At 64.4% G+C, this 24,400-nt stretch carries 20 protein-coding genes and 1 riboswitch; of the genes, 7 read left to right on the top strand and 13 right to left on the bottom strand.

The window, feature by feature from the left end:
- The first annotated feature begins 109 nt into the window (after positions 1–109).
- From prfA to prmC, 3 genes are all read left to right on the top strand, one after another.
- Positions 110–1,189 (top strand): peptide chain release factor 1, encoded by a 1,080-nt coding sequence (gene prfA / locus VE092_RS17495; protein ID WP_006465134.1) that lies wholly within the window; start codon positions 110–112, stop codon positions 1,187–1,189.
- Positions 1,190–1,348: 159 nt separating this feature from the next.
- A complete protein-coding gene (locus tag VE092_RS17490) occupies positions 1,349–1,843 on the top strand; it encodes a disulfide bond formation protein B (protein ID WP_324878939.1) in 495 nt (164 codons plus the stop codon).
- Positions 1,843–2,676, top strand: coding sequence for a peptide chain release factor N(5)-glutamine methyltransferase (prmC, locus tag VE092_RS17485; RefSeq protein WP_324878966.1), 834 nt, complete (start codon positions 1,843–1,845; stop codon positions 2,674–2,676). The genes VE092_RS17490 and prmC overlap by 1 nt, the downstream gene beginning before the upstream one ends.
- Positions 2,677–2,743: 67 nt before the next feature.
- Here the strand turns inward: prmC and VE092_RS17480 are convergent, their stop codons facing one another.
- The 8 genes from VE092_RS17480 to VE092_RS17445 form a co-directional block, all read right to left on the bottom strand.
- Entirely contained in the window at positions 2,744–6,340 is a 3,597-nt protein-coding gene (locus VE092_RS17480; RefSeq protein WP_324878937.1) for an indolepyruvate ferredoxin oxidoreductase family protein, read from the bottom strand.
- Positions 6,341–6,847: 507 nt separating this feature from the next.
- The gene (locus tag VE092_RS17475) at positions 6,848–7,855 is read right to left on the bottom strand and encodes a cytochrome-c peroxidase (RefSeq protein WP_324878935.1); all 1,008 of its coding nucleotides are present in this window, start codon (positions 7,853–7,855) and stop codon (positions 6,848–6,850) included.
- 153 nt (positions 7,856–8,008) lie between these two features.
- Positions 8,009–8,890: a phenylalanine 4-monooxygenase gene (gene phhA / locus VE092_RS17470; RefSeq protein WP_324878933.1), complete on the bottom strand. Its 882-nt coding sequence runs from the start codon at positions 8,888–8,890 to the stop codon at positions 8,009–8,011.
- 80 nt (positions 8,891–8,970) lie between these two features.
- Complete coding sequence (locus tag VE092_RS17465; RefSeq protein WP_324878931.1) at positions 8,971–9,687, bottom strand: GNAT family N-acetyltransferase; 717 nt, start codon at positions 9,685–9,687, stop codon at positions 8,971–8,973.
- Positions 9,688–9,701: 14 nt separating this feature from the next.
- Positions 9,702–10,934 carry a multifunctional CCA addition/repair protein gene (locus VE092_RS17460; RefSeq protein WP_324878930.1) on the bottom strand — a complete coding sequence of 411 codons (1,233 nt, stop codon included), beginning with the start codon at positions 10,932–10,934 and terminating at the stop codon, positions 9,702–9,704.
- Positions 10,935–10,944: 10 nt separating this feature from the next.
- Positions 10,945–11,646 (bottom strand): glutathione S-transferase family protein, encoded by a 702-nt coding sequence (locus VE092_RS17455; protein WP_324878928.1) that lies wholly within the window; start codon positions 11,644–11,646, stop codon positions 10,945–10,947.
- A 45-nt stretch (positions 11,647–11,691) separates the two neighbouring features.
- Positions 11,692–12,660, bottom strand: a complete 969-nt coding sequence (locus tag VE092_RS17450; RefSeq protein ID WP_324878926.1) for a complex I NDUFA9 subunit family protein — start codon at positions 12,658–12,660, stop codon at positions 11,692–11,694.
- A 59-nt stretch (positions 12,661–12,719) separates the two neighbouring features.
- Positions 12,720–14,720, bottom strand: coding sequence for a lytic transglycosylase domain-containing protein (locus VE092_RS17445; RefSeq protein WP_324878924.1), 2,001 nt, complete (start codon positions 14,718–14,720; stop codon positions 12,720–12,722).
- A gap of 34 nt (positions 14,721–14,754) precedes the next feature.
- On the opposite strand from VE092_RS17445, the gene VE092_RS17440 reads away from it, so the two are divergent.
- A complete protein-coding gene (locus VE092_RS17440) occupies positions 14,755–15,351 on the top strand; it encodes a 5-formyltetrahydrofolate cyclo-ligase (RefSeq protein ID WP_324878922.1) in 597 nt (198 codons plus the stop codon).
- Between the two features lie 58 nt (positions 15,352–15,409).
- Here VE092_RS17440 and metF read toward each other — a convergent pair whose 3' ends face one another.
- From metF to metK, 4 genes are all read right to left on the bottom strand, one after another.
- The gene (metF, locus tag VE092_RS17435) at positions 15,410–16,252 is read right to left on the bottom strand and encodes a methylenetetrahydrofolate reductase [NAD(P)H] (protein WP_324878920.1); all 843 of its coding nucleotides are present in this window, start codon (positions 16,250–16,252) and stop codon (positions 15,410–15,412) included.
- Positions 16,249–16,602: a phage holin family protein gene (locus tag VE092_RS17430; protein ID WP_006465147.1), complete on the bottom strand. Its 354-nt coding sequence runs from the start codon at positions 16,600–16,602 to the stop codon at positions 16,249–16,251. The genes metF and VE092_RS17430 overlap by 4 nt, the downstream gene beginning before the upstream one ends.
- A 135-nt stretch (positions 16,603–16,737) precedes the next feature.
- Positions 16,738–18,138 carry an adenosylhomocysteinase gene (gene ahcY, locus VE092_RS17425; RefSeq protein WP_414653507.1) on the bottom strand — a complete coding sequence of 467 codons (1,401 nt, stop codon included), beginning with the start codon at positions 18,136–18,138 and terminating at the stop codon, positions 16,738–16,740.
- 49 nt (positions 18,139–18,187) lie between these two features.
- Positions 18,188–18,277: riboswitch (S-adenosyl-L-homocysteine riboswitch) on the bottom strand.
- A 142-nt stretch (positions 18,278–18,419) separates the two neighbouring features.
- Positions 18,420–19,583, bottom strand: coding sequence for a methionine adenosyltransferase (gene metK / locus VE092_RS17420; protein WP_324878916.1), 1,164 nt, complete (start codon positions 19,581–19,583; stop codon positions 18,420–18,422).
- A gap of 189 nt (positions 19,584–19,772) precedes the next feature.
- Between metK and VE092_RS17415 the strand changes: the two genes are divergently transcribed.
- The 3 genes from VE092_RS17415 to dapF are packed head-to-tail and all read left to right on the top strand — an operon-like array spanning position 19,773 to position 22,412.
- A complete protein-coding gene (locus VE092_RS17415; protein WP_324878914.1) occupies positions 19,773–20,621 on the top strand; it encodes a lysophospholipid acyltransferase family protein in 849 nt (282 codons plus the stop codon).
- A complete protein-coding gene (locus VE092_RS17410; protein ID WP_324878912.1) occupies positions 20,618–21,508 on the top strand; it encodes a lipid A biosynthesis acyltransferase in 891 nt (296 codons plus the stop codon). Before VE092_RS17415 ends, VE092_RS17410 begins: the two co-directional genes overlap by 4 nt.
- Before the next feature lie 40 nt (positions 21,509–21,548).
- The gene (dapF, locus tag VE092_RS17405) at positions 21,549–22,412 is read left to right on the top strand and encodes a diaminopimelate epimerase (protein WP_324878910.1); all 864 of its coding nucleotides are present in this window, start codon (positions 21,549–21,551) and stop codon (positions 22,410–22,412) included.
- A 103-nt stretch (positions 22,413–22,515) separates the two neighbouring features.
- On the opposite strand, the gene VE092_RS17400 is transcribed toward dapF, so the two are convergent.
- Positions 22,516–24,135: a hypothetical protein gene (locus VE092_RS17400; protein WP_324878908.1), complete on the bottom strand. Its 1,620-nt coding sequence runs from the start codon at positions 24,133–24,135 to the stop codon at positions 22,516–22,518.
- Between the last annotated feature and the right edge of the window lie 265 nt (positions 24,136–24,400).

Raw genomic sequence — 24,400 nt, 5'->3', positions numbered from 1 at the left:
CTCCCGCCGCCTGCGTCCTTGCCTGATGCAGACGGCTGATCGTGCTGCCTGTCCCCGGCTGCCGATATCTCCTTCTTCCCCTGTTTTACGTTACCGGATTCGACACCCCATGAAACCATCGATGCTCGCCAAACTCGACCAGCTTGCCGAACGGCTGGAAGAGCTCAACAGCCTGCTGGCCCAGGAAGATGCCACCGCCAACATGGACAACTTCCGCAAGATGACCCGCGAACACGCCGAGCTGGGCCCGCTGGTAGCGCTGTATCACGATTACGTGCAGGCCGGTGACGACATCCGCACCGCCCAGGAACTGCTGTCGGACCCTGACATGAAGGCCTTCGCCCAGGAAGAGATCGATGGCGCCAAGGCGCGCATGGAGGCGCTGGAGCTGGACCTGCAGAAGATGCTGCTGCCGCGCGACCCCAACGACGAACGCAATATCTTCCTGGAAATCCGTGCCGGCACCGGCGGCGATGAATCGGCCCTGTTTGCCGGCGACCTGCTGCGCATGTACACCCGTTACGCCGAACGCCAGCGCTGGCAGGTGGAGATCGTCTCATCCTCCGAATCGGAACTGGGCGGCTACAAGGAAGTGATCGCCCGCATCGTCGGCTTCGGCGCCTATTCGCGCCTGAAGTTCGAATCCGGCGGCCACCGTGTGCAGCGCGTACCGGCCACCGAAACGCAGGGCCGCATCCACACCTCGGCCTGCACGGTGGCGGTGATGCCCGAGGCGGACGAAGTCGAGGATGTGGACATCAATCCCGCCGACATCCGCATCGATACCTACCGCGCTTCCGGTGCCGGCGGCCAGCACATCAACAAGACCGATTCGGCCGTGCGTATCACCCACCTGCCCACCGGCATCGTGGTGGAATGCCAGGACGACCGCAGCCAGCACAAGAACAAGGCCCAAGCCATGAAGGTGCTGGCCGCGCGCATCAAGGACGTGCAGCTGCGGGAACAGCAGTCCAAGGAGGCGGCCACCCGCAAGTCCCTGATCGGCTCGGGTGACCGCAGCGAGCGCATCCGCACCTACAATTTCCCGCAGGGGCGCATGACCGACCATCGCATCAACCTGACGCTCTACAAGCTGGACTTCATCATGGATGGCGATCTGGACGAACTGACCAATGCGCTCATCACCGAACACCAGGCCGAGCTGCTGGCGCAACTGGGGGATGACTGACCGACGGAACCAAGTCGCCGGGAACCGCTCTGAGGCTGACCATGCGCGCTGTCTGAGGGGGCAGGATGCAGGGTCGCGGGGATGTCACTACAATCGCGTCATGGCGGCGAGCCGCTGTCATGACAATCCCACCAACCGAAACAATTTCTACCCGATACCATGAAATCATCCAAACCGGTTTTCCTGCTGGTCGCGCTGGTCTGCGCCGCTTTGCTGGGCTTTGCCATGTACCTGCAGATCGTCGAGGAAATGCAGCCCTGCCCGCTGTGCGTGATCCAGCGCTACATGTTCGTGCTGGTGGCGGCCTTCTCGCTGATCGGCGCCTGCCTGCCGGCGGCGGCCCGACGCGGTAGTGCGGCGCTGGGCCTGCTGGCCGCACTGGGCGGCGCCGGTACCGCGATCTGGCATCTGTATGTGAAGGCGCATCCGGGCGTTTCCTGCACCACCGATCCCCTGGAAACGGCGCTCAATCAGCTGCCGACCGCCAAGCTGCTGCCGCAGATGTTCACCGCTGATGGCTTCTGCTCCGCCCCGTGGCCGCCGGTCTTCGGGTTGCAGATCCCGACCTGGTCGCTGATCTGGTTCGCCTTGCTGGCCGTGCTGCTGGCGGTGCAGGCCTTCAAACCGGCGCCGCGCACCACGATCTGGAAATGATGGAACCGCTGTCCAGCTACGCCGGCTGCACGCTGGCCACCGTATTGAAGACGGCACCGCTGGACGCCCTGGAAAACCGCATCCTGCTGTGCCACGCGCTGCGCCTGTCCCGGGTGCAGCTGATCACGCAATCCGAGCGGCGCCTGGATGCCGCCGAATCCGATGCCCTCAAGGCCCTCTATACGCGCCGCCTGCGCGGCGAGCCCATCGCCTACATCGTGGGCCTGCGCGAGTTCTATGGACTGGATTTCCGCGTCACGCCGGATGTACTGATCCCCCGGCCCGATACCGAACTGCTGGTGGAACTGGCGCTGGAAAGACTGCCCCAGGGCGGCGCGCTGCTCGATATGGGTACGGGGTCGGGTGCGATTGCCATCGCCATCGCTCATACGCGGCCAGATGCCATTGTGACGGCGCTCGACGCCAGCGCTGCCGCCCTGGCCATCGCGGGCGAGAACGCCACGACCCATCAGGTGCGCGTGACGCTGCTGGAAAGCGACTGGTACGCTGCCCTGCCCGCCGACCAGCGCTTTGCGGTGATCGCCTCCAACCCGCCCTACATCGTCGCCGGAGATGTCCATCTTGCACAGGGCGACCTGCGTTTCGAACCGGTCGATGCGCTGACCGACCACGGTGATGGATTGAGCGACCTGCGCCACATCATCGATGGCGCGCCGGCGCACCTGCTGCCCGGTGGCTGGCTACTGATGGAGCACGGTTACGACCAGGCCGCCCCCGTGCGCGCCCTGCTGGCCGGCACCGGATTCGCCGAGGTACAGAGCTGGCGCGACCTGGCCGGCATCGAAAGGGTCAGCGGCGGCCGATTGGCCTGATCCGCTGACCTGACTTATCCGGCTGTTCCCGACTTGCCCTGACCATCACGCCATTTCCGCCTGTCGTTCAGGCGGCGCGCTTGCCGCCCCCTGGCGGCGAGTGCGGCTGCTGCGAGGAGCCCTGTTCGAGTTGCGCCAGCAAGGCCGCCTGCTTCTGCATGGCGGCGTTCAGATGGCGCTCCTTGACGTGACCATAGCCGCGAATCTCTTCCGGAATGCGGGCCACTGCGACCACCTGCTCCAGATTCTCCGGCGTGAGCCGCGTCAGCAGACGCGAAAGCGTTGCGCGGTACTCGGTGATCAGCGCCCGCTCCTGCTTGCGTTCCTCGGTGTAGCCAAAGGGATCGAAGGCCGTGCCGCGCAGGAAGCGCAGCTTGGACAGTACGCCAAAGGCCGGCATCATCCAGCTGCCGAAGGCCTGCTTGCGCAGGTGGCCCTTTTCATCGCGGCGTGCCAGCAGTGGCGGCGCCAGGTGGAAGCGCAGCTTGTAGTCGCCCTCGAACATGCCAGCGATCTTGGCGCGGAAGGCCGGCTCGGTGTAGAGGCGCGCGACTTCGTATTCATCCTTGTAGGCCATCAGCTTGAACAGATAGGTGGCCACCGCGCGACTCAGTTTCAGGCCACGTCCGGCCTCGCCCAGCGCGCTCTCGCGCGCCCGTACCTCTTCCACCGCCTCCCGATAGCTGCGCGCGTAGGCCGCGTTCTGATAGTCGGTGAGGAAGGCCACGCGTCGCTCCACCAGCTCCTCCAGCGAAGGCGTGCGCTTGAACTCGATCACCTGTGCGCTCATGCCGGCGCGGCCGGCCGCATTGAGCACGAACTCGACATCATGCGCCGCTACCCGGCCCCAGGCGAAGGCCTGCTTGTTGAAGTCGACCTGCAGCGCATTGAGTTCAATGGCGCGCAGCAGGGCGGCTTCAGACAAGGGCACCCAGCCATGTTGCCAGGCATAGCCCAGCATGAACATATTGGTCGCGATGGCGTCCCCCATCAGGGCCGTGGCGATGCGGCCGGCATCGACCAGCGACAGGTGGTCCCGCCCGCAGGCGCGCGCGATCTCACCTTCGCTGGAGGCCGTAGGGAATTGCCAGTCCGGATTGCGCACGAAGGCCGCGGTCGGCATCTGGGTCGAATTGACAGCCGCGTGGGTGCGTCCCTCGCCCATGCGGGAGAGCGCGTCACGGCTGGCGGTGACGATCACGTCGCAGCCGATGACCAGATCGGCCATGCCGGTCCCCACCCGGGTGGAATGGATGTGGGCCACGTCCTCGGCCACGCGCACGTGCGACATCACCGGTCCACCCTTCTGCGCCAGGCCGCTCATGTCCAGCACGGAACAGGCGCGCCCTTCCACGTGCGCGGCCATGGCGATGATCTGACCGATGGTGATCACGCCGGTGCCGCCGACGCCGGTGACCAGGATGCCGTAGGGCTGGGCCAGCCCCGGCAGCACAGGCTGCGGCAGCGCCGGCAAGCTCGGGCCGGCGGCGGCCTTGGCACGGGCGGGCTTCTTCAACTGCCCGCCTTCCACCGTCACGAAACTGGGGCAGAAGCCGTTGACGCAGGAATAATCCTTGTTGCAGGACGACTGGTTGATCTGGCGCTTGCGGCCGAACTCGGTTTCCAGCGGCTCCACCGAGAGACAGTTCGATTGCACGCTGCAATCACCGCAGCCTTCGCACACGGCTTCGTTGATGACGGCGCGCTTGGCCGGGTCCGGATAGGCATTGCGTTTGCGGCGACGACGCTTTTCCGAGGCGCAGGTCTGGTCGTAGATCATGGCCGATACGCCCGGCTTCTCACGCAGCTCGCGCTGGACCGCATCGAGTTCGCTGCGATGGCGGATGGTCACGCCTTCGGCCCAGCGGGTGTCGGCCGGATACTTGTCCGGCTCGTCGGTGACGACGATGATCGGCCCCACGTTCTCGGCGGCCAGCTGGCGCGAGATCATGGCCGGATCGAGCGGGCCATCGAACTCCTGGCCGCCGGTCATGGCGACCGCATCGTTATAGAGAATCTTGTAGGTGATATTGACCTTGGCGGCGACCGAGGCCCTTACTGCCAGCAGACCGGAGTGGAAGTAGGTGCCATCGCCCAGGTTGGCGAACACGTGCTTCTCGCTGGTGAAGGGCGCCTGCCCGACCCAGGTCACGCCCTCCCCGCCCATGTGGGTGAAGAGATTGGTTTCACGGTCCATCCAGGTCACCATGTAGTGGCAACCGATACCGGCCAGGCCACGGCTGCCCTCGGGCAGTTTGGTGGAGGTATTGTGCGGACAACCTGAACAGAAATGCGGGATGCGGTCCTTGTCGGGGTCGGGCTTGCTGCTGATGTTGAGTGCGGCTTCCTTGGCTTCCAGATAGGCCACGCGGGTGCGCACGCGCTGCTCCACCGGATGGCCGGCAAAGTAGCGCGAGATGCGGGTGGCGATGGCGCGCGCGATCTGCGCCGGGTTCAGTTCATAGGTGGCCGGCAGCAGCCAGTTGCCATGGCCTTCGCGCTGCGATCCGCTCCATTCGCCGGTGTCGTCGAACTTGCCGACCACGCGCGGGCGCACATCGTCGCGCCAGTTGTAGAGTTCTTCCTTCAACTGGTATTCGAGGATCTGGCGCTTCTCTTCCACCACCAGGATTTCATCCAGCCCCTGGGCGAATTCGCGCACGCCTTCGGCTTCCAGCGGCCAGGTCATGCCGACCTTGTAGAGACGGATGCCGATGTCGGCGGCGACCTGTTCGTCGATGCCCAGGTCTTCCAGGGCCTGGCGCGTATCGAGATAGGACTTGCCGGCAGTGATGATGCCGATGCGCGCCCGCGGGCTGTCCCAGATGATGCGGTTGAGCTTGTTCACGCGGGCATAGGCCAGCGCGGCGTACCACTTGTAGTTGATCATCCGCGCTTCCTGGCCCAGCACGGTGTCGGGCTGGCGGATGTTGAGGCCATCAGGTGGCAATGCGAAGTCTTCCGGCAGCTGGATCTTGACGCGATCGGGATCAATCATCACCGACATCCCGGACTCCACCAGGTCGGTCACGCACTTCATGGCCACCCACAGGCCGGTATAGCGGCTCATGGCCCAGCCATGCAGGCCGTAGTCGAGATACTCCTGCACCGAAGACGGATAGAGCACCGGGATACCGCAGGCCTTGAGGATGTGTTCGCTCTGGTGTGCCGCCGTGGAAGACTTGGCGGCATGGTCGTCGCCGGCGATCACCAGCACACCGCCATGCCTGGACGTGCCGGCCATGTTGGCATGCTTGAAGACGTCGCCACAGCGGTCCACGCCAGGTCCCTTGCCGTACCACAGCGAGAACACGCCATCGTATTGCGCATCCTTGAAGAGATTGACCTGCTGCGTACCCCACACGCTGGTGGCAGCAAGGTCCTCGTTCATGCCGGGATGGAAGCGAACCTGTTTCGCTTCGAGGTATTTGCGGGCCTTCTCGGCGGTCTGGTCGACCGCGCCCAGGGGCGAGCCGCGATAGCCGGTGATGAAGCCGGCGGTATTGAGCCCGGCGCGTTCATCGTATTGCCGCTGCAGCATCGGCAGGCGTACCAGCGCCTGGATGCCGGTCATGAAGACGCGGCCGCGCTCCAGCGCATATTTGTCGTCCAGTGATACATCGTCCAGCAGCAGGCGCTGCCCGGCGGGTAGGGGTGCGTTCATGTGGTCTCCGTGCCAAAAATCTTGTTTTTGCCTGCACATGCTCCCGTCAGCAGCATCGTTGGAACTGTCGGGAAAAAGGAACACCTCGGCCTTGTGGACCGGGTTTTCTTAATGTTGTGGTATCAAGTTAGCACAAGGGTGATCGGCCCGCTACGCGCGCCGCAGCAGGCTTTCCGGGCTTTTTTGGCATGCTGGAAACAGTTTCCGCAGGTCCTGCGGCATTTAAGGTTTTGCGAAGGAGAAAATGCCGGAAAGGGAAAAACAACAATATTTCCGGCTGAAAAAAAATAGGTCAATAAGTTCAGGTGTTACAAGCAAGACGTGAATGTAACAACCAGTAAAAGCCATTGGACCAGCTTCGCCGCTGACGTTTAATAGACCTCACTTGAACAGCGATTGATTGGTTATCCGTTACTGTGCAAGGTTCCTCCCCTCTAGTGTTGAAAGCACCACTAGCTCGCGGATCCGGACTCCCCTGCCGGATCCGCTTTTTTTATGTCCGCTCGCTCAGGGCTGTTCGAAGGGACGGGGTCGTGGCGTCTTCTCGGTCGAGGGTGGCAACACCGGCAGGCTCACGCGCGGCTGCTCGCCGGTCAGGGTCTTCAGGAAAGCCACCACCTTGGCATTTTCATCGGCGCTGAACTGCCGCCCCAGTTGCACGCGCGCCATGGTATCGACGGCTTCGGTAAGAGTAGCGGCAGCACCGTCGTGGAAGTAGGGATAGCTCAGCGCGACGTTGCGCAAGGTCGGTACCTTGAAGTGCAAACGGTCTTCTTCCTTGCCGGTGACATCGACGCGTCCCTGGGCCGGATTGCTGGTCAGGTAGGGCGCGACCAGACCCATCTTCTGGAAGGAATTACCGCCCACCGCCGGGCCGTTGTGACAGACCACGCAGCCGGCCGACTTGAACAAGCGGTAGCCGTCCAGCTCGACCTTGGTGAGCGCCTTGCGGTCGCCCTTGAGCCACTTGTCGAAGCGCGAATTGGGCGTGACCAGGGTTTCTTCGAAGGCGGCGATGGCCTGCGTCACTTCATCGATACCCAGACGGTCGTGACCGAAAGCCTGCCTGAAGGCAGCCACATAACCCGGAATAGACTGCAGCACATCCACCGCCAGGGCATGCGAGGACGCCATCTCCTTGGGGTTGGCAATGGGACCACCGGCCTGGGCCTTGAGGTCGACGGCACGTCCATCCCAGAACTGCGCGGTATTGAACCTGGCATTGAGCACGGTGGGCGAATTGATCGGTCCCTGCTGCCAGTTGTGGCCGATGGAGGTCTTCAGGTTGTCGGTCCCGCCCATCGACAGGTTGTGGCAGGAATTGCAGGAGATGGCGCCGGAGCGCGACAGGCGGGGATCGAAGAACAGCTGCTTGCCCAGCTCGACCATGGCGCGATGGGTGACGCGGGCGGGTGGGATGGGAGTGATCGGTTCTTTCCCGGCGGCGCCGAGCGGCGGCACCACCAGGGCGCTGGCGGCCAGTAGCAGGGTGGACAGGATGGGCTTGGGTGACATGGCTGACTCCTCGGTGACGGACAATGAAGCCAATCATTGTCGGTACCGGAGACGCCGCCTTCTTGACCTGCATCACCCTCTCTGCGAAGGGGCGCCTAACTGAGCGGCGGCCTCGAATTTCTTCCGCGAGGCCGCCGCTCATGCCTGCCGAAATCAGCGGTTCGGTGGCAGGTTGATCTCGCCCGGCAGCAGGCTGTGTGCAGCCAGCGCTTCCTGTTGCTTCAGTCGCTCGTAGATGGGTGTGAAGTCAGGCGCGGTGTCATTGAACAGTTGCTCGAAATCGCGGATGACGAAATAGGTTTCCTGATAGGTATCGATCTTGTAGAGCGTGCGCATGATGCGCTCCACATGGAACGGCACACGGCGCGGCTGGTCGCTGGAGAGGCAATACTCGACCTCGCCACCCGAGGACAGGATGCCGGCGCCATAGATGCGCAGGCCCTGTTCGCTCTGGATCAGGCCGAACTCGATGGTGTACCAGTACAGGCGCGCCAGATAGGCCAGGCCGTCGAGCTTGAGCGCCTTGAGGCCACCCTTGCCGTATTCCTGCAGGTGATTGGCGAAGATGGGGTTGAACAGCAACGGCACGTGACCGAAGAAGTCATGGAACACATCGGGCTCGACGATGTAGTCGAATTCGTGTTCCTCGCGCAGCCAGACCGTGACAGGGAAGCGGCGGTTGGCCAGATGCTCGAAGAAAGTGTGGTCCGGCACCAGGCCAGGCACGGCCACCAGCTGCCAGCCGGTGGCCTTGTAGAGCGCTTCAGTGGTCTGGTCGAAGCGCGGGATGCCGTGCGAGACGTCCAGGGCTTTGAGGCTGTCGATGAAGACGTCGCAGGCGCGACCGGGAATCAGCCGCGCCTGGCGTTCGTAGAGACGCCGCCACAGCGCGTGCTGGGCCGGCGTATAGGCGTCCCAGTTCTGGGCCACGACATAGTTGGCGTCAGCCTGGCTGTAGTCGCCGCGCAGGGCGCCGCTATCGGACTTGGTGGCGACGGTGGCAAAGAAATCGTCGGTGTTGGGATTGGTGCTCATGGCAAACCCGTTATCAAAGTGAGGCGCATATTATGCGCCCGCTGGCCGGGATGGTCATGTGCGGTGGCACAAGAATGGATTCACGCGCCCGGCGGCGGGTCCTTCCTGCCGCTGCCGATGCCGGTCACGCGCGCGCCCCATTTGAGCAGGGCCTTGAAGTTGGCCTTGACGATGTAGTCGAGCATGGCGACCTGTTCTTCCACGGCCTCCTGGAACACGGTTGCAGAGTTGGCCGGCTTGATCTTGAGGTAGGCATCGGCCTCCCCATAGTCGCGGTGGATTTCCATGCCGGCCTTCTTGGCGATGTGCATCATCACCTTGTTGGAAGAGAGGCAATGCATGTACAGCGTATCGACGTCGGCATTGCGACAACGCATGGCCGCCCGCATGAACAGGCGCGTGCCCACCCCCAGACCGCGCGCCGCAGCCGTGACCGAGACGCCGAACTCGGCCACCACCGGCTTGATCGTGGCGCCGCTGATGCGCGTGCTTTCCTTGGGCGCGAAGGCCAGGTGGCCCACGCCCAGCAGGCGCAGCCGGCGATCGTAGACGCCGAAGACAGTATCGCGTTCGAAGTTGATGCCCTCGACGTAGCGCGTCACCATCTCGTCGGAGAGCTTGGAGCCGAAGCGCAGCAGGCGATCCTTTTCTTCCAGCGCCAGGAAGTGGCGCAACAGGTGGCGCCGCGAACGCGGCGACAATTCCTTGACGAAGACATGCGGCTTCTCCTGTCTGTCGGCGCCGGCGGGCGGTGCACCGCGCAGCCGCCGTATCAGTCTGGAGAACGGATTGCTCATGCTGGCCTCTGGGATCAGTGCGGCAGCGGCCGGTGCTGCGCGACGAAGGCCTCGACCTGGGCGGTACGGGCTGCCAGGATAGCCTCGGGGATGCGTTGCGGCTGCGTCTGCTGGCCGGCAATGGCGCCGGCATCGATCCGCTGCGCAGCCTGCAGCGCACCCTCCAGATACGCCGCCTGCGGGAAGGGCTGCAGCTCCAGGCCGGTGCGGCCGCGATGATCACACTCGGCGGCGCGCAGCATGTCGATGAAGCGCTGCGGCTTGCGGAAGGCGTCGCAACGGGCGAAGAACCTGACCAGCGTATCGGGACGCATCTCGAAGGCGCGGCCGACGTTGCCGTGCTCGCGGGCCGTCATCAGTGCCAGGTCGCGGCATTCACCGGGTACCTTCAGGCGGGCGCAGACCTGCTCGGCCAGACGCTCGCTACGCGCTTCGTGACCGTGATGGCGCGGCCACATCTCGGGCGGTGTGCTGCCCTTGCCTAGGTCGTGCAATAGCGCGGCGAAGCGGATGGGCAAGGAGAAACCCTGTGCGGCTGCCCAGTCCACCACCAGCATGACATGCACGCCGGTATCGATCTCGGGGTGCCACTTTTCCGGTTGTGGCACGCCCCACAGCGCGGCCAGTTCGGGCAGGATGCGCTGCAATGCGCCGCAGCTGCGCAATACCTCGAACATGCGTGAGGGCTTGCGCTCCATCAGGCCACGTGCAAGCTCCTGCCATACGCGTTCGGGCACCAGGGCATCGACTTCACCCTCTTCGACCATGCGCTGCATGAGCGCCTGGGTCTCGGGAGCCACGCTGAAATCGGCGAAGCGCGCCGCAAAGCGCGCCAGCCGCAGGATGCGTACCGGGTCCTCGATGAAGGCCTCGGAGACATGGCGGAACACGCGGCGCTCGATATCGGCGCGGCCCTGATGGGGATCGACCAGGGTGCCATCCTCGTCCTGGGCGATGGCATTGATGGTCAGGTCGCGGCGCGCCAGGTCCTCTTCCAGCGTGACGTCGGGCGCGGCGTGGAAGGCAAAGCCCTTATAGCCGGGCGCGGTCTTGCGCTCGGTGCGGGCCAGGGCGTATTCCTCCTGGGTCTCGGGATGCAGGAACACCGGGAAATCCTTGCCCACCGGGCGAAAGCCAAGGTCCAGCAACTGCTGTGGCGTAGCACCGACCACCACGTGGTCGCGGTCCTTCACCGGCAGGCCCAGCAAGCCGTCGCGCACTGCGCCGCCGACGGTGTAGATCTTCATCGGACCGGTCTCACTTGTGGCCCGGAAGGATTTCCTTCTCGGCCAGCGCCTCGGTGATCCAGCGCGCCACGGCCGGATGCTCGCGCACACGGTCGGCGTAGGCCTGCAGGGCCGGGGCCAGCGGCACCTGGTAGCTGACGAAGCGCATCACCACCGGCGCGTAGAAGGCGTCGGCGATGGAGAAATCGCCGAACAGGAAATCGTGATGGCCGAACTGCGACAGGCATTCTTCCCATATTTCGCAGACGCGACCGATATCGGCCTGCGCCTCGGGGGTACGGCCCTGGCCGGGGTAACGACCGCGGATGTCCATGCTCATGGCGCTGCGCACGCCGGTAAAGCCGGAGTGCATCTCGGCGCAGATGCTGCGGGCGATGGCGCGGGCATCGGTGCGTGCCGGCCACAGGCCACGATCGGGGAACTGTTCGGCCAGGTATTCGCAGATGGACAGCGAATCCCAGATCGCGATGTCGCCATCGAGCAGCACCGGCACGCGGCCGGAGCCGGTGTAGCGGGCGATGTCGGCGGCGGTATCGGGCTGGTCCAGCAGCACGCGCACTTCCTTGAAGGGGATGTCGAAGGCGACCATGGCCACCCACGGTCGCATCGACCAGGACGAGTAGTTCTTGTTGGCGATCACCAGCGTGGGCATGTGGCGGCCGGCTTTTTGCAGCGTCTCGGACAGTACCGGATCAAGTTCAGTGTCTTGCATGGGGGCTCGTTTCTTCAAGGTCGAAAAGCGCGGTGAGCGACAGGCTCAGCGCCGCGCGGTGCTGCGAAAAAGGTCGAATTGCTGTTGCGGGCTGCGCGACGACAGGTAGCCGGGGACGATCTCCTCCACCGACCTGGGGGCAAGCCGCAGTTCGGCTGCAATGGGGCCGTGCAGTACGTTGTCCACTTGCATGGAGGCCACGTTGTCGCGGCTCATCAGCTTGCCGGGCAGGTGTTCCAGGGCGAAGGCCTGCAGCCAGCCCAGGGCATCCGGCAAGCCCACCACCGGGCGCGGATGGCCACTGTACCAGCCCGCCAGACGCACCAGATCACGCAGGGCGTACTGTCTGGGCCCGCCCAGCTCGAACACCTTGCCGCCCAGGCGCGGCAACGCCAGCGCATTGACGAAGGCCTGTGCCACGTCACCCACATAGACCGGCTGGAAGCGCGCCTGGGCGCTGCCCAGCGGGATCACCGGGAACATCCGGTTCAGGCCGGCAAACATGTTGAGGAAGTTGTCTCCCTCGCCAAACACCACCGACGGCCGGAAGATGGCCACATCCAGTGCCGGCGCGGCCAGTGCCTCCTGTTCGCCGGCCGCCTTGGAGCGCAGGTACATCGATGGCCCCTGGGCATCGGCGCACAGGGCGCTCATGTGCAGGTAGCGCGGTACGCCTTGCCGCACGCAGGCGGCGACGATACGGCGCGGCAGCAGGACATGCTGGCGTTCGAAGTCGGGGCCATAGGGCGCGCCACCGCGTGCCGGACGCGACTGTAGGATGCCGACCAGATTGATGACTGCATCAGCCTCGGCCACCAGCCGCGCCAGCACGGCGTCGTCATGGATATCGGCCTGTACCACGCTGACCACCGGCGACACCAGCAGATGCTTGGCACGCTCGTAGCGGCGCGTGGGGACCATGATGCGATAAGCGGTGCTGCTGCCCAGCAGTTCCACCAGCCGCGTGCCGATGAAGCCGGAACCACCGATGACGAGGATCTTCCTGACTGCCATTTGTCACTCTCCGATTTCCTGTTGGCCACCGGCCATTGCCGACGGCGCGGGCGATGGGATCAGGGCAGGTCGGTGGCGACGTTGGAATTGGGCGCCACCATGCCCATGCGCTGCTTCAGCGATTGCGGGCGGTTCTCGAACATGGCCGCATAGTAAGTCGCATTGGACATCACGTTCTTGACATAGCCCCGGGTTTCATTGAAAGGAATGATCTCGGCGAAGATCGCCCCTTCCACCGGGCGCGGCAAGGTCGCGCGCCAGGTGCGCGGCCGCCCCGGACCGGCATTGTAGCCGGCGGTAGCCAGGGTTTCCGAACCCTCCAGGTTGTTGAGCACCATGTCCAGATAGCTGGTACCCAGCAGCAGGTTGGTGTTGATGTCATTGACCTGGTCGGCGGTGAATTCGCTCATGCCGATCTTCTTGGCGACGAACTTGGCGGTGGCAGGCATCAGCTGCATCAGGCCGGAGGCGCCCACATGCGAGCGGGCCGACTTGATGAAGCGCGACTCCTGACGGATCAGGCCATAGACCCAGGCATTCTCCATGCCCAGCGGCCTGGTGGCCGCGTTCATCTCGGGCAGGTGCGGCGCCGGGAAGCGCTGGGTGAAGTCGAACTCGCTGCGGGTGCGGTCGGAGGTGTTCACCATGCGATCCAGTACATCGTTCTGGCGCGCATATTCGGCCGCAGCCAGCAACTGGCGGTCGCTCATGTTGCGCAATTCCCAGTTCCATTCGCGAATGGCTTCAAAGCGCAGGTTCAGCTGATAGAACTTGAGCGAACGCTTGAAGCCGGCATTCTGCGAATACAGCGCCACCTCGCCAGCGCCAGGCGGCGTCGGTCCGGGCGGGATGCTGATCTTCTGGCCCAGCTCTTCCAGGGCCAACTGGCCGTAGAAGCTGAAGTTGGGGGCGATCGATTCGAACAGGCGGCGCGCGGCGTCGGTCTGCCCTTCTTCCTTCAGCGCACGGCCTAGCCAGTAGACCCAGGCGGTGTCGCTGCGCAGCGGGGCCGGCATGGCCTCGATGGTCTTGCGCACGGTCTTCCAGTCGCCGTCGCGCAGGGCCATCCGGACCTTCCACTGCATGCCATCCTGGGTGAGCGGAGCATCCTTGGCGCGGCGCCAGTAATCGGAGGCTTCCGGCGCCAGCTTGTAGGACGCCGCCAGCGCGATCTGGGCCCAGCCCTGGGCGACTTCCTGCGCCGTCATGTTGCGCCCGGCATCGCCGAGATAGGTGGCGGCCTGGGTCGGATTGCTCCTGGCGATGCGGCCCAGCGCAATGATGTAGAGCTGGTGATTGGCGGCGCCCTTGCCGGGTCCCTTGGCCAGCATCAGCGCCGGACGGTCCATGACCTGGGTGACGGCCACATCGCCGCTGTCGACCAGCACGGCCGCACGCCGTGCCACGGTGGCATTGCCGTTCTCGGCGGCCTGGCGGATCTGGAACCAGACATCGGCCTGGCTGAACTGACCGTTCTGGGCCAGGGTGGCGATGAGGTCACTGCAGCCCTGGCCGTAATCCTTGGGGTTGCTCAACAGGGCGCGTGCTTCTTCGGCCACGTTCTCGCCCTTCAAGGCGCGCGAGTTCAAGGCGAAGCACTTGACCTGGACATCGTCGTTGAGCACGAACTTGGGGTATTGCTCATCGAAGACGGTCCAGTTGCCGGTCTTGCCCAATGCCAGCAGCCAGTCGTTGCGCAGGCGATCGACGATGGCCTGGCCATCCCAGCGCGCCAGGAAATCGCGGATCTCCTGCTCGCTGGCGCTGTAATCGCGCACACGGGGCTTCAGACGGTAGTAGTCGACGTAGGAGGCCAGCTCGTAACCGGACAGGCGCGCGGCCAGGTCCTGCGCCAGCGCGGCATTGTCGCTGGCGGCGGCCTGCCGCAGGGCCAGGAAGATGTCGTCCGGCGCCGCGTCCGGGGCCAGGCGTTTCTGGGCGTGCGCCACCGGTGCGGTGGCCAGCATGGTGCCGGTCGCCAGGGCCAGGGGGAGCGCCAGGGAGGCGGCCAGCGCACGCAGGCGCTGGTTGAACGGATGATTCTTCGGACGCATACTCATGCAAGCTTCTTCATGCAGATTGATGGAACAAATAATGAACCCAAGCATAGCACGCGATGCACCCGCGCCGGAGACCGAACAGGCCCTCGCGGTGCTGCGCAAGAATGCCCTGCGCGCCGACCTGCTGGGACGTCGCAAGGCCCTGGGCGACGCGGACAAGCTGCGCGCCGATCAGCGCATCGGCCAGCGTGTGGTGGATTGGTGGGTCGGCTCGGCTATCACCAGCCTGGCGGTATATCAGCCGATACGGCGTGAACCCGATCTGGCTGACGCCTATAACGCGCTGGCAGCGCACGGCGTGGACCTGTGCCTGCCGGTGGTGGTGGGTCGGGAGATGCCGCTGGAATTTCGCCGCTGGCGCCCGGGTGATGTCCTGGAAAAGGATGCCATGGGGACCAGGGTGCCGCCGGCAGGTACCGCAGTGGTCCAGCCGCAGGCCCTGCTGATTCCCTGCGTCGGCTTCAACGAGGCCGGGTTCCGGCTGGGTTACGGGGGCGGCTTCTATGATCGCACCCTGTCCAGTACGCCGCGGCCCCTGGCGCTGGGGGTGTGCTATGGCTTCGGCCTGGTGGACTTCGAGGCCCAGCCGCACGACATGCCGCTGGACGCCATCCTGACCGATGCCGACTGAACAATAAAAAAGCCGGACCATCCTGATCCGGCTTGCCTGGCTTGTCTGCCTTGTGGCCTTACTTCACCAGCTGCTGCCAGATCGCCTCGGTAGGCGCAGCCTGGTTCAGTGAATAGAAATGCAGGCCCGGCGCACCACCTGCCAGCAGGCGCTGACACAGCTGCGTCACCACTTCCAGGCCGAAGGCGCGGATCGATTCGGTATCGTCGGCATAGCTGGCCAGCTTGAGGCGGATCCAGCGCGGGATCTCGGTGCCGCACATGTCCGAGAAGCGCATCAGCTGCGAGTAATTGGTGATGGGCATGATGCCGGCGACCACCGGCACGGTCGCGCCCAGGCGAGCAGCTTCGTCCACGAAGCGGAAATAGGCATCGGCGTTGTAAAAATACTGGGTGATGGCCGCATTGGCGCCGGCCTTGACCTTGCGCGCGAAATTCTGGACATCATCCTGCGGCGAGCGGGCCTGGGGATGCATTTCCGGGTAGGCCGCCACTTCGATGTGGAACCAGTCGCCGGTCTCGGCACGGATGAACTCGACCAGTTCGTTGGCATGGCGGAATTCGCTGGACGCCTGGTCCATGGCGCCATAGCCGCTGGGCAGGTCACCGCGCAGCGCCACCAGACGCCTGATGCCGTTGGTGCGGTAATCGTCCAGGATGGCGCGCAGGCTGGCACGCGAACTGCCGATGCAGGACAGGTGCGGTGCAGCCTGATGGCCTTCGCCGATGATTTCGAGCACGGTGTCACGGGTGCCCTGCTGGGTCGAGCCACCGGCGCCGAAGGTCACCGAGAAATATTTGGGTGCGAGCGCGGCCAGCCTGGCGCGGGTGGTGCGCAGTTTTTCCGCGCCCTCTGCGGTCTTGGGCGGAAAGAATTCGATACTGAAATTATGTGTACTCATTGATTCGATCCCGATTTCAGCAACAGGGTGGACAGGGCCCAGGACACGATGCTATAGAGCAGCGCGCCGCCCACGGCAGACCAGAATCCGGCCACGTGGAAGCCGCCCACCAGTTGCGCCACCACCCAGAACATCAGGCCGTTGATGACCAGGATGAACAGACCCAGCGTGACCACGGTCACCGGCAGGGTCAGCACGACCAGCACCGGACGCACGATGGTATTGACGAAGCCCAGGATGAGCGCGGCCAGCAGGGCCGAACCGAAGCTATCGACCTGCACCGAGTGCATCAGGTAGGGAACGGCCAGCAAGGCCAGGGCATTGATGAGCCAGGTCAGCAACAGGCGCACGGAAAATCCTTTCGACCCCGTCGGGGAATGATGGTGACACCCGTGAGCTTGCAATACCCGCAGGGGCCTTGCAAGCGCACGGGCGCGAAACGATGCTGAGGCTGCCGGGCCGGCATTGGCCGGCCCGGACAGGGATCAGTAACGGTAGTGCTCAGCCTTGTACGGGCCTTCGATCTTCACGCCGATGTAAGCAGCCTGTTCCGGCGTCAGTTCGCTCAGTTGCGCGTTGAGCTTCTTCAACTGCAGACGGGCGACCTTCTCGTCCAAGTGCTTGGGCAGGGTGTACACGCCGACCGGGTAGGCCTTGGTGTTGACGAACAGTTCGATCTGGGCAATGGTCTGGTTGGCAAACGACGAGCTCATCACGTAGGACGGGTGGCCGGTGGCGCAACCCAGGTTGACCAGACGACCTTCGGCCAAGAGGATGATGCGCTTGCCGTCCGGGAAGATCACGTGGTCGACCTGCGGCTTGATGTTTTCCCAGGTGTACTGCTTCAGGGCGGCGACTTCGATTTCGTTGTCGAAGTGGCCGATGTTGCAGACGATGGCCTGGTCCTTCATCTTCTTCATGTGCTCATGGGTGATCACATGGTAGTTGCCGGTGCAGGTGACGAAGATGTCGCCATGTTCGGCGGCATAGTCCATGGTCACCACGCGATAGCCTTCCATGGCGGCCTGCAGGGCGCAGATCGGGTCGATCTCGGTGACCCAGACCTGGGCCGACAGCGCGCGCAGGGCCTGGGCCGAACCCTTGCCGACGTCACCGTAGCCGGCCACGATGGCGACCTTGCCGGCGATCATCACGTCGGTGGCGCGCTTGATGCCGTCCACCAGCGATTCGCGGCAGCCGTACAGGTTGTCGAACTTGGACTTGGTGACCGAGTCGTTGACGTTGATGGCCGGGAAGGCCAGTTTGCCTTCCTTGTGCATCTGGTACAGGCGGTGCACGCCGGTGGTGGTCTCTTCGGTGACGCCCTTGATTTCCTTCAAGCGCTTGGAGTACCAGTTGGCATCCTTGGCCAGGTAGCGCTTGATGGAGTTGAACAGACAGACCGCTTCTTCCGAGTCCGGCTTGGCCAGGACAGAGATGTCGGTCTCGGCGCGGGCACCCAGGTGCAGCAGCAGGGTGGCGTCGCCGCCGTCGTCCAGGATCATGTTGGAATAACCACCGTCGGTCCATTCGAAGATGCGGTGGGTGTATTCCCAGTATTCGTCCAGGTTCTCGCCCTTGACGGCGAACACCGGGGTGCCGTTGGCGGCAATGGCAGCGGCAGCGTGATCCTGGGTGGAGTAGATGTTGCAGGAAGCCCAACGCACTTGCGCGCCCAATGCTTCCAGGGTCTGGATCAGCACGGCGGTCTGGATGGTCATGTGCAGCGAACCGGTGATGCGGGCACCCTTCAGGGGCTGGGAAGCAGCGAATTCCTCGCGGATCGCCATCAGGCCCGGCATTTCGGTCTCGGCGATCTTGATTTCCTTGCGGCCCCAGTCGGCCAGGTTGATGTCGGCGACGATGTAGTCTTGTTGAGTAGTCATGGCAATGGCGCTGTTCACGCCCTCCTTTCATGAAAAAGCCAGAAAAAAAGTAACGTGAGCGCGGTTGCCAGGCGCAGTGCACCTGTTCATCGCTGCAAGCCTGGCAGGGGTTGTCCCTGTCGCAACGCTCCTTGCGGCGGTGAGGCATTGTGAGGATTGACGTACCGGACGCAATGCCGACATCGGTACGGGGAGCGGATGAAGACGTTCATCCGCGGGAACAGCATTGTAGCGCGGGCCGGGCGTTAGTCAATGCCCGGTCCGCGCTGGCAGGGTGCGTATTACAGGCCGGCCGAAGCGCGCAGGGCGGCGACCTTGTCGGTGCGTTCCCAGGTGAATTCCGGCTCTTCGCGGCCGAAGTGACCATAGGCGGCGGTCTTGGCGTAGATCGGGCGCAGCAGGTCCAGCATCTGCACGATGCCCTTGGGACGCAGGTCGAAGTGTTCCATCACCAATTGCGCCAGCTTTTCGTCGCTGATCTTGCCGGTGCCGAAGGTGGTCACCATCACCGAAGTCGGCTTGGCGATGCCGATGGCATAGGACACCTGGATCTGGCAACGCTCGGCCAGGCCGGCAGCGACGATGTTCTTGGCCACGTAACGGCCGGCATAGGCGGCCGAACGGTCCACCTTGGACGGGTCCTTGCCGGAGAAGGCGCCACCACCATGGGGTGCAGCACCGCCGTAGGTATCGACGATGATCTTGCGACCGGTCAGGCCGCAGTCGCCCTGCGGACCGCCGATGACGAAGCGGCCGGTCGGGTTGATCAGGTAACGGGTGTTCTTGAGCCATTCGGCCGGCAGCACCGGCTTGATGATTTCCTCGATGGCAGCTTCGCGGATGTCCTTCTGGTCCATCTCGGGCGAGTGCTGGGTCGACAGCACCACGGTGTCGATGGCGACCGGCTTGCCGTCCACATACTTCAGGGTGACCTGGGACTTGGCGTCCGGACGCAGCCAGGGCAGGCGGCCATCCTTGCGCAGTTGCGACTGGCGTTCCACGATGCGGTGCGCATAGTAGATGGCAGCCGGCATCAGTTCCGGGGTTTCGTTGCAGGCGTAGCCGAACATCAGGCCCTGGTCGCCGGCGCCCTGCTCCAGGTCCACTCCCTTGCCCTCGTCGACGCCCTGGGCGATGTCAGGGGATTGCTTGTCGTAGGCGACCAGCACGGCGCAGCTCTTGTAGTCGATGCCGAAGTCGGCATTGTCGTAGCCGATGCGCTTGATGGTTTCGCGGGCCACATCGATGTAGTCGACATTGGCGCGGGTGGTGATTTCACCGGCCAGCACCACCAGACCGGTGTTGCATAGGGTTTCTGCGGCCACGCGCGATTGCGGATCCTGGGTGAAGATGGCATCCAGGATGGCATCCGAGATCTGGTCGGCGACCTTGTCGGGATGACCCTCGGAAACGGATTCGGAAGTGAAGAGATATTCGTTGGACATGCAAGCCTCTGACTGGAAACGATTTACCCATGTCGCGGCCCATCGTTAGTCGTGCCTGCGACGCTTTAGCGAAATTTGTACCCCGTCTCGCAAGTTGTCATTAACTCGACGGCTTGTGCTATTTTACGCCTCTTGCAATTTTCTGCAATTTGGCGGCGGAAGCACTCCGCCCAACCGTTATCGGCACGTATGCTCGTTTCTTTATTCCGCCTGCTGTCCTTCCTGCCCCTGCCTGTCCTGCATGCCATGGGCGTGATCGTGGGCTGGCTGGTCTTCCTGCTGTCCCCCTCCTATCGCCGCCGGCTGCGCGACAACATCACTCTGGCCGGCCATCGCGCCAGCCTGTTCAAAGCGGTCGGCGAGGCAGGCAAGGGCATGTTCGAGCTGCCCTTCATCTGGTGTGCCCATCCGGACCGGGTGCTGCGCACCGCGCGCATCGTCAACTGGGAGCTGGTCCAGCAGGCGCTGGATGCGCACAAGGGTATCGTCTTCCTGACCCCGCACCTGGGCTGCTTCGAGATCTCGGCGCAATCGGTGGCGCACCATGCCAGTCTGAGCGTGCTGTACCGCCCGCCCCGCAAGGCCGCCCTGAAGCCGCTGATCGAGGGCGCCCGCGCCCGCGCCAACCTGCATCTGGCGCCGGCCAACCTGGCCGGTGTACGCATCCTCCTCAAGGCCCTGAAGAACGGCCAGGCCATCGGCCTGCTGCCGGACCAGGTGCCGCAGAACGGAGAGGGCGTGTGGGCCGAATTCTTCGGCAAGCCCGCCTACACCATGACCCTGCCGGCCAAGCTGCAACAGATGAGCGGGGCGCCGATCCTGCTGGCCTACGCCGAGCGGCTGTCCTGGGGGCGCGGCTTCGCGGTCCGCTTCGTCCCCTTCGAGGGTGAACTCGACGGCTCCCCCGAGCAGCAGGCGCGGGCCATCAATGCCGCCATGGAGCAACTGATCGCACACTGCCCGGCCCAATATATCTGGAGCTACAACCGCTACAAGACGCCACCCGGGGTGACCCGGCCCGGGGAGGCCCGCGCATGAGACTGCTCCTGGCCATCATGTGGCTGCTGCACTGGCTGCCCCTGCCCATCCTGGGACGCCTGGGTGAAGGCATCGGCTCCCTGCTCTATATCTATATGCGCCCCCGGCGCCATATCACGCTGACCAACCTGCGCCTGTGCTTCCCAGAAAAGACCGAGGAAGAGCGCGTACGCATTGCCCGTGAGCATTTCCGGCTGTTCGCCCGCAGTGCGCTGGAACGCGGCATCCTGTGGTGGGCGCCGGTCTCGCGCCTGCGTCGGCTGATCCGGGTCGAACCGGGCATGCCGCTGGAGACCTTCGCCAAGGGGCCGACCATCCTGCTGGCCCCGCATTTCGTCTGCCTGGAGATTCCCGGCGCCACCCTGGGCGTATTCTCCGAATACTCGGCCTGCACCATCTATACCAAGCAACGCAACGAGGTCATCGACCGCGCCCTGCTGAAGGGCCGCCTGCGTTTCCGTCCGGCCACACTGCTCTCGCGCGAGCAGGGCGTCAAACCCATCATCCGCGCCATGCGCAAGGGCCTTCCCTTCCTGATGCTGCCGGACATGGACTTCGGCATCCGCGACGCCGAGTTCGTCCCCTTCTTCGGGGTGCCAGCGGCGACCCTGACCGCCACCGCCCGCATCGCCGCCGCCACCGGCGCAGCCGTGGTGCCGGTGGTATGCACCTTCCTGCCCGACTACAAGGGCTGGAAGGCAACCTACTACCCGGCCTGGACCGATTACCCGGGCGATGACATCGTGGCGGCCACCCGCCGCATGAATGCCTTCATCGAGGAGCGGGTACGGGAACACCCGGCCGAATACTTCTGGGCCCACAAGCGCTTCAAGACCCGCCCGCCTGGCGAGCCCGACGTCTACGGCCGCGACCAGGACGAAAGCTGACGGCAAGCGCGGGCGGCCGGGGCCATCCTATAATGTGTCCATGAAAATCAAATTTACCAAGATGCACGGCGCCGGCAACGACTTCGTCGTGCTCGACGCCATCCACCAGGCCATTTCGCTCACGCCCACCCAGTGGCAATTCATCGCCGACCGGCGCTTCGGCGTCGGCGCCGACCAGATGCTGGTGGTCGAAAAAGCCCAAGGCGAAGACATCGATTTCCGTTATCGCATCTATAACGCCGACGGCGGCGAGGTCGAGCAGTGCGGCAACGGTGCCCGCGCCTTCGTCCGTTTCGTCACTGAAAAGGGCCTCACCGACAAGCGCGCCATCCGCGTGGAAACCATGTCCGGCGTGATCGAACCGCGCCTGGAAGACGATGGCCAGATCACCGTGGACATGGGCGCACCCATCCTCACCCCGGCCGACGTCCCATTCGACAGCCGCGGCCTGCAGCACCGCAGCGAGGCCGAGGACAACTTGTGGCCACTGGACGTGGCCGGCAAGACAATCTGGATCTCGGTGGTTTCGATGGGCAATCCGCATGCAGTGCAACTGGTCGAGGACAGCGAAGCGGCGCCGGTACTGAGCGACGGCCCGCTGATCGAGCATCATCCGCGCTTCCCCAGGCGCGTCAATGCCGGTTTCATGCAGGTGGTCGATCGCCACCATATCAATCTGCGCGTCTATGAACGCGGTGCCGGCGAGACGCTGGCCTGCGGTACCGGCGCCTGCGCCGCCGTGGTCGCGGGCATCCGGCGCGGCCTGCTGGATTCGCCGGTGGCGGTGCAGACGCATGGGGGCGTACTCAATATTGCCTGGGCCGGCCCGGGCGAGCCGGTGATGATGACCGGCCCGGCGGTGACCGTGTTCGAAGGCGAGATCGAGCTGCCCGATCAGCTCTGACCCGGCGACCAGATCGCAGAAGGGTGAAAGAAAAAACGGCTTACCGATGAATTTCGGCAAGCCGTTCTTCGTTGGGACGCCAGGGCCGCCGGTGGCGAGAGGGTCAGGCCGCCAGGTCCTGCTCTTCCACTTCGTCGTCTTCCTGTGTCTGCGGCAACACGCTCTTGAGGCGATAGAGGCGCTGACGATAGTTGCCCTCCGGGCCGCTGGGGCCGCAATCCATGTCTTCGAACAAGCGTCCGATGCGGTTGAGCGTACCGCGCTGCTCACCGGTCTCGACCAGGATCAGGCGCCGCTTGCTGCGCGCATACTGGCTGCGGATGTCCACCATCAGGCAGTGGCCGCAATCGGCCTGTTTCAGATCGATCAGCAGCGCTTCCGGCCGGGTCAGGCCGAACAGGGCCGCCAATTCGATGCGCGCGGCCAGGAATGGATGGGCATTGGTCTGTTCGCGGCTGAGCTGGGCGCGTGCGCGCACCGCCCACTCGGCGGCCTGCGGACGATCAGCGACCTTGTCCAGCAGCGTCTGCGCCTGCTGCGCCCCCTGGGTGGCCGCCTTCTGCAGCCAATACAAGGCGCGCACATCGTTGCCCGCTTCATCGCGCCGGTTGCGCCAGGCGCCGATGCCGCACTCGACCTGGGCCTCCACGTGGCCCATTTCTGCGGCGCGCTCCAGATAATGCTGCACGTCCGCCAGATTGCGCTGCGAAAACTCGGGCTTCAGATAGATACGCGAGAGGACATACCAGGCTGCCGCCATCCCCTGCTCCCCGGCCAGGGTCAGCCAGCGGACGGCTTTCTTGTAGTTGGCCGACCCCTGGCCGGCAAAGCGGCGCACGCCGGCCTGGTCGATACGCCCGTACAGCAGGCCCAGGGCCAGCTGTGCATCGCGGTCACTGGCCAGCGCAGCCAGTTCCAGCAATTGCTGGGCGAGCAACAGGTCCGGACGCTTGTCGGCCATATGCACCTCAGCCAGACGCCGCAGCAACTGGATGTTCTGCGCACCCAGCGCCGCCGCCAGGGCGTCGGAGGGAGCATTGAGCTGCGCCACCAGCGCTTCATGCTGGCGCAACAGGGCGTCGGCCAGCGGCTGCGCGCGCTGGCGGAAGCCGGCGAAGTCGGACTGCCGCCAGGCCGCATCGGCCAGCGCATGCTGGGCCTGCTCGATGCCGGCATCGGCGGCCTTGCGGGTCCATTGATGCAAATCCTCGGGCTTGACCACCGGTTCCGCGGGCGTCCGGTCGGCAGCGGCCTCGGCAGCCACCGCTGCCGCCTTCGGCGCCAGCAAGCGATCGCCCTGACGCGCCAGCAGCCACTGTGCGTCCGGATCACCTTCGCGGGCGACCACTTCCAGCGCACGGATGGCCTTGCGCTGCAGGTCGACATCCGCCGCGCCACCGGCACCGGGATGATCCAGTACCAGGCGCGCAAATACCAGGCCGGCCCGGGTCAGCCCGGCGTCGAAAGCACGTTCGTACCACTGCGCCGCCTCCTGCGGCCTGGCCAGCGGCGTTACCACTTCATACGGAATATGCTGGGCGATGAGCATCCAGGCATCGGCCAGCCCCTGGCGCGCAGCGCGCTCCAGCCAGTGGAAGGCGGTGCCGGCACTTTGCGGCAAACCATTGCCGCCAAACAGGTAACGCTTGCCCAGCGTCAATTGCGCTTGTGCCTGTCCGGCACGCGCGGCGCGGATGATTGCTAGATCCTCGCGATTGGCCATCAGACCTCCACGTCAGGTCAGAAAGCCAAAATTATGCCCCACAATCGACATTTTTTTAAAATCGTCTCGAAAACTATTGAAATGCATCGTTTAAACAACAACAGCATTGACGAGACGGGCCGGATCAAGTTTGGCCCCAAGTTGCCGTTAATGAGTGACAAGGTGCAAGCCAAAATTTGCCTGTCATGCATTGACGGGCAGGAAAGCGTTTGAAAAAAACAACACTCATCCGGCTCTTTGGCGCTTTCAACCAAAATTCCTCCCT

The sequence above is a fragment of the Herbaspirillum sp. genome, from assembly GCF_035644555.1.
Classification (GTDB): Bacteria; Pseudomonadota; Gammaproteobacteria; order Burkholderiales; family Burkholderiaceae_D; genus Herbaspirillum.
This window is presented reverse-complemented; position numbering and strand designations above follow the sequence as displayed.

Excerpts from the sequence above, each read along its gene's own strand:
- prfA (WP_006465134.1), top strand. The coding sequence starts at position 110 with ATGAAACCATCGATGCTCGCCAAACTCGACCAGCTTGCCGAACGGCTG.
- VE092_RS17490 (WP_324878939.1), top strand. The coding sequence starts at position 1,349 with ATGAAATCATCCAAACCGGTTTTCCTGCTGGTCGCGCTGGTCTGCGCC.
- prmC (WP_324878966.1), top strand. The coding sequence starts at position 1,843 with ATGGAACCGCTGTCCAGCTACGCCGGCTGCACGCTGGCCACCGTATTG.
- VE092_RS17480 (WP_324878937.1), bottom strand. The coding sequence starts at position 6,340 with ATGAACGCACCCCTACCCGCCGGGCAGCGCCTGCTGCTGGACGATGTA.
- VE092_RS17475 (WP_324878935.1), bottom strand. The coding sequence starts at position 7,855 with ATGTCACCCAAGCCCATCCTGTCCACCCTGCTACTGGCCGCCAGCGCC.
- phhA (WP_324878933.1), bottom strand. The coding sequence starts at position 8,890 with ATGAGCACCAATCCCAACACCGACGATTTCTTTGCCACCGTCGCCACC.
- VE092_RS17465 (WP_324878931.1), bottom strand. The coding sequence starts at position 9,687 with ATGAGCAATCCGTTCTCCAGACTGATACGGCGGCTGCGCGGTGCACCG.
- VE092_RS17460 (WP_324878930.1), bottom strand. The coding sequence starts at position 10,934 with ATGAAGATCTACACCGTCGGCGGCGCAGTGCGCGACGGCTTGCTGGGC.
- VE092_RS17455 (WP_324878928.1), bottom strand. The coding sequence starts at position 11,646 with ATGCAAGACACTGAACTTGATCCGGTACTGTCCGAGACGCTGCAAAAA.
- VE092_RS17450 (WP_324878926.1), bottom strand. The coding sequence starts at position 12,660 with ATGGCAGTCAGGAAGATCCTCGTCATCGGTGGTTCCGGCTTCATCGGC.
- VE092_RS17445 (WP_324878924.1), bottom strand. The coding sequence starts at position 14,720 with ATGAGTATGCGTCCGAAGAATCATCCGTTCAACCAGCGCCTGCGTGCG.
- VE092_RS17440 (WP_324878922.1), top strand. The coding sequence starts at position 14,755 with ATGAACCCAAGCATAGCACGCGATGCACCCGCGCCGGAGACCGAACAG.
- metF (WP_324878920.1), bottom strand. The coding sequence starts at position 16,252 with ATGAGTACACATAATTTCAGTATCGAATTCTTTCCGCCCAAGACCGCA.
- ahcY (WP_414653507.1), bottom strand. The coding sequence starts at position 18,138 with ATGACTACTCAACAAGACTACATCGTCGCCGACATCAACCTGGCCGAC.
- metK (WP_324878916.1), bottom strand. The coding sequence starts at position 19,583 with ATGTCCAACGAATATCTCTTCACTTCCGAATCCGTTTCCGAGGGTCAT.
- VE092_RS17415 (WP_324878914.1), top strand. The coding sequence starts at position 19,773 with ATGCTCGTTTCTTTATTCCGCCTGCTGTCCTTCCTGCCCCTGCCTGTC.
- VE092_RS17410 (WP_324878912.1), top strand. The coding sequence starts at position 20,618 with ATGAGACTGCTCCTGGCCATCATGTGGCTGCTGCACTGGCTGCCCCTG.
- dapF (WP_324878910.1), top strand. The coding sequence starts at position 21,549 with ATGAAAATCAAATTTACCAAGATGCACGGCGCCGGCAACGACTTCGTC.
- VE092_RS17400 (WP_324878908.1), bottom strand. The coding sequence starts at position 24,135 with ATGGCCAATCGCGAGGATCTAGCAATCATCCGCGCCGCGCGTGCCGGA.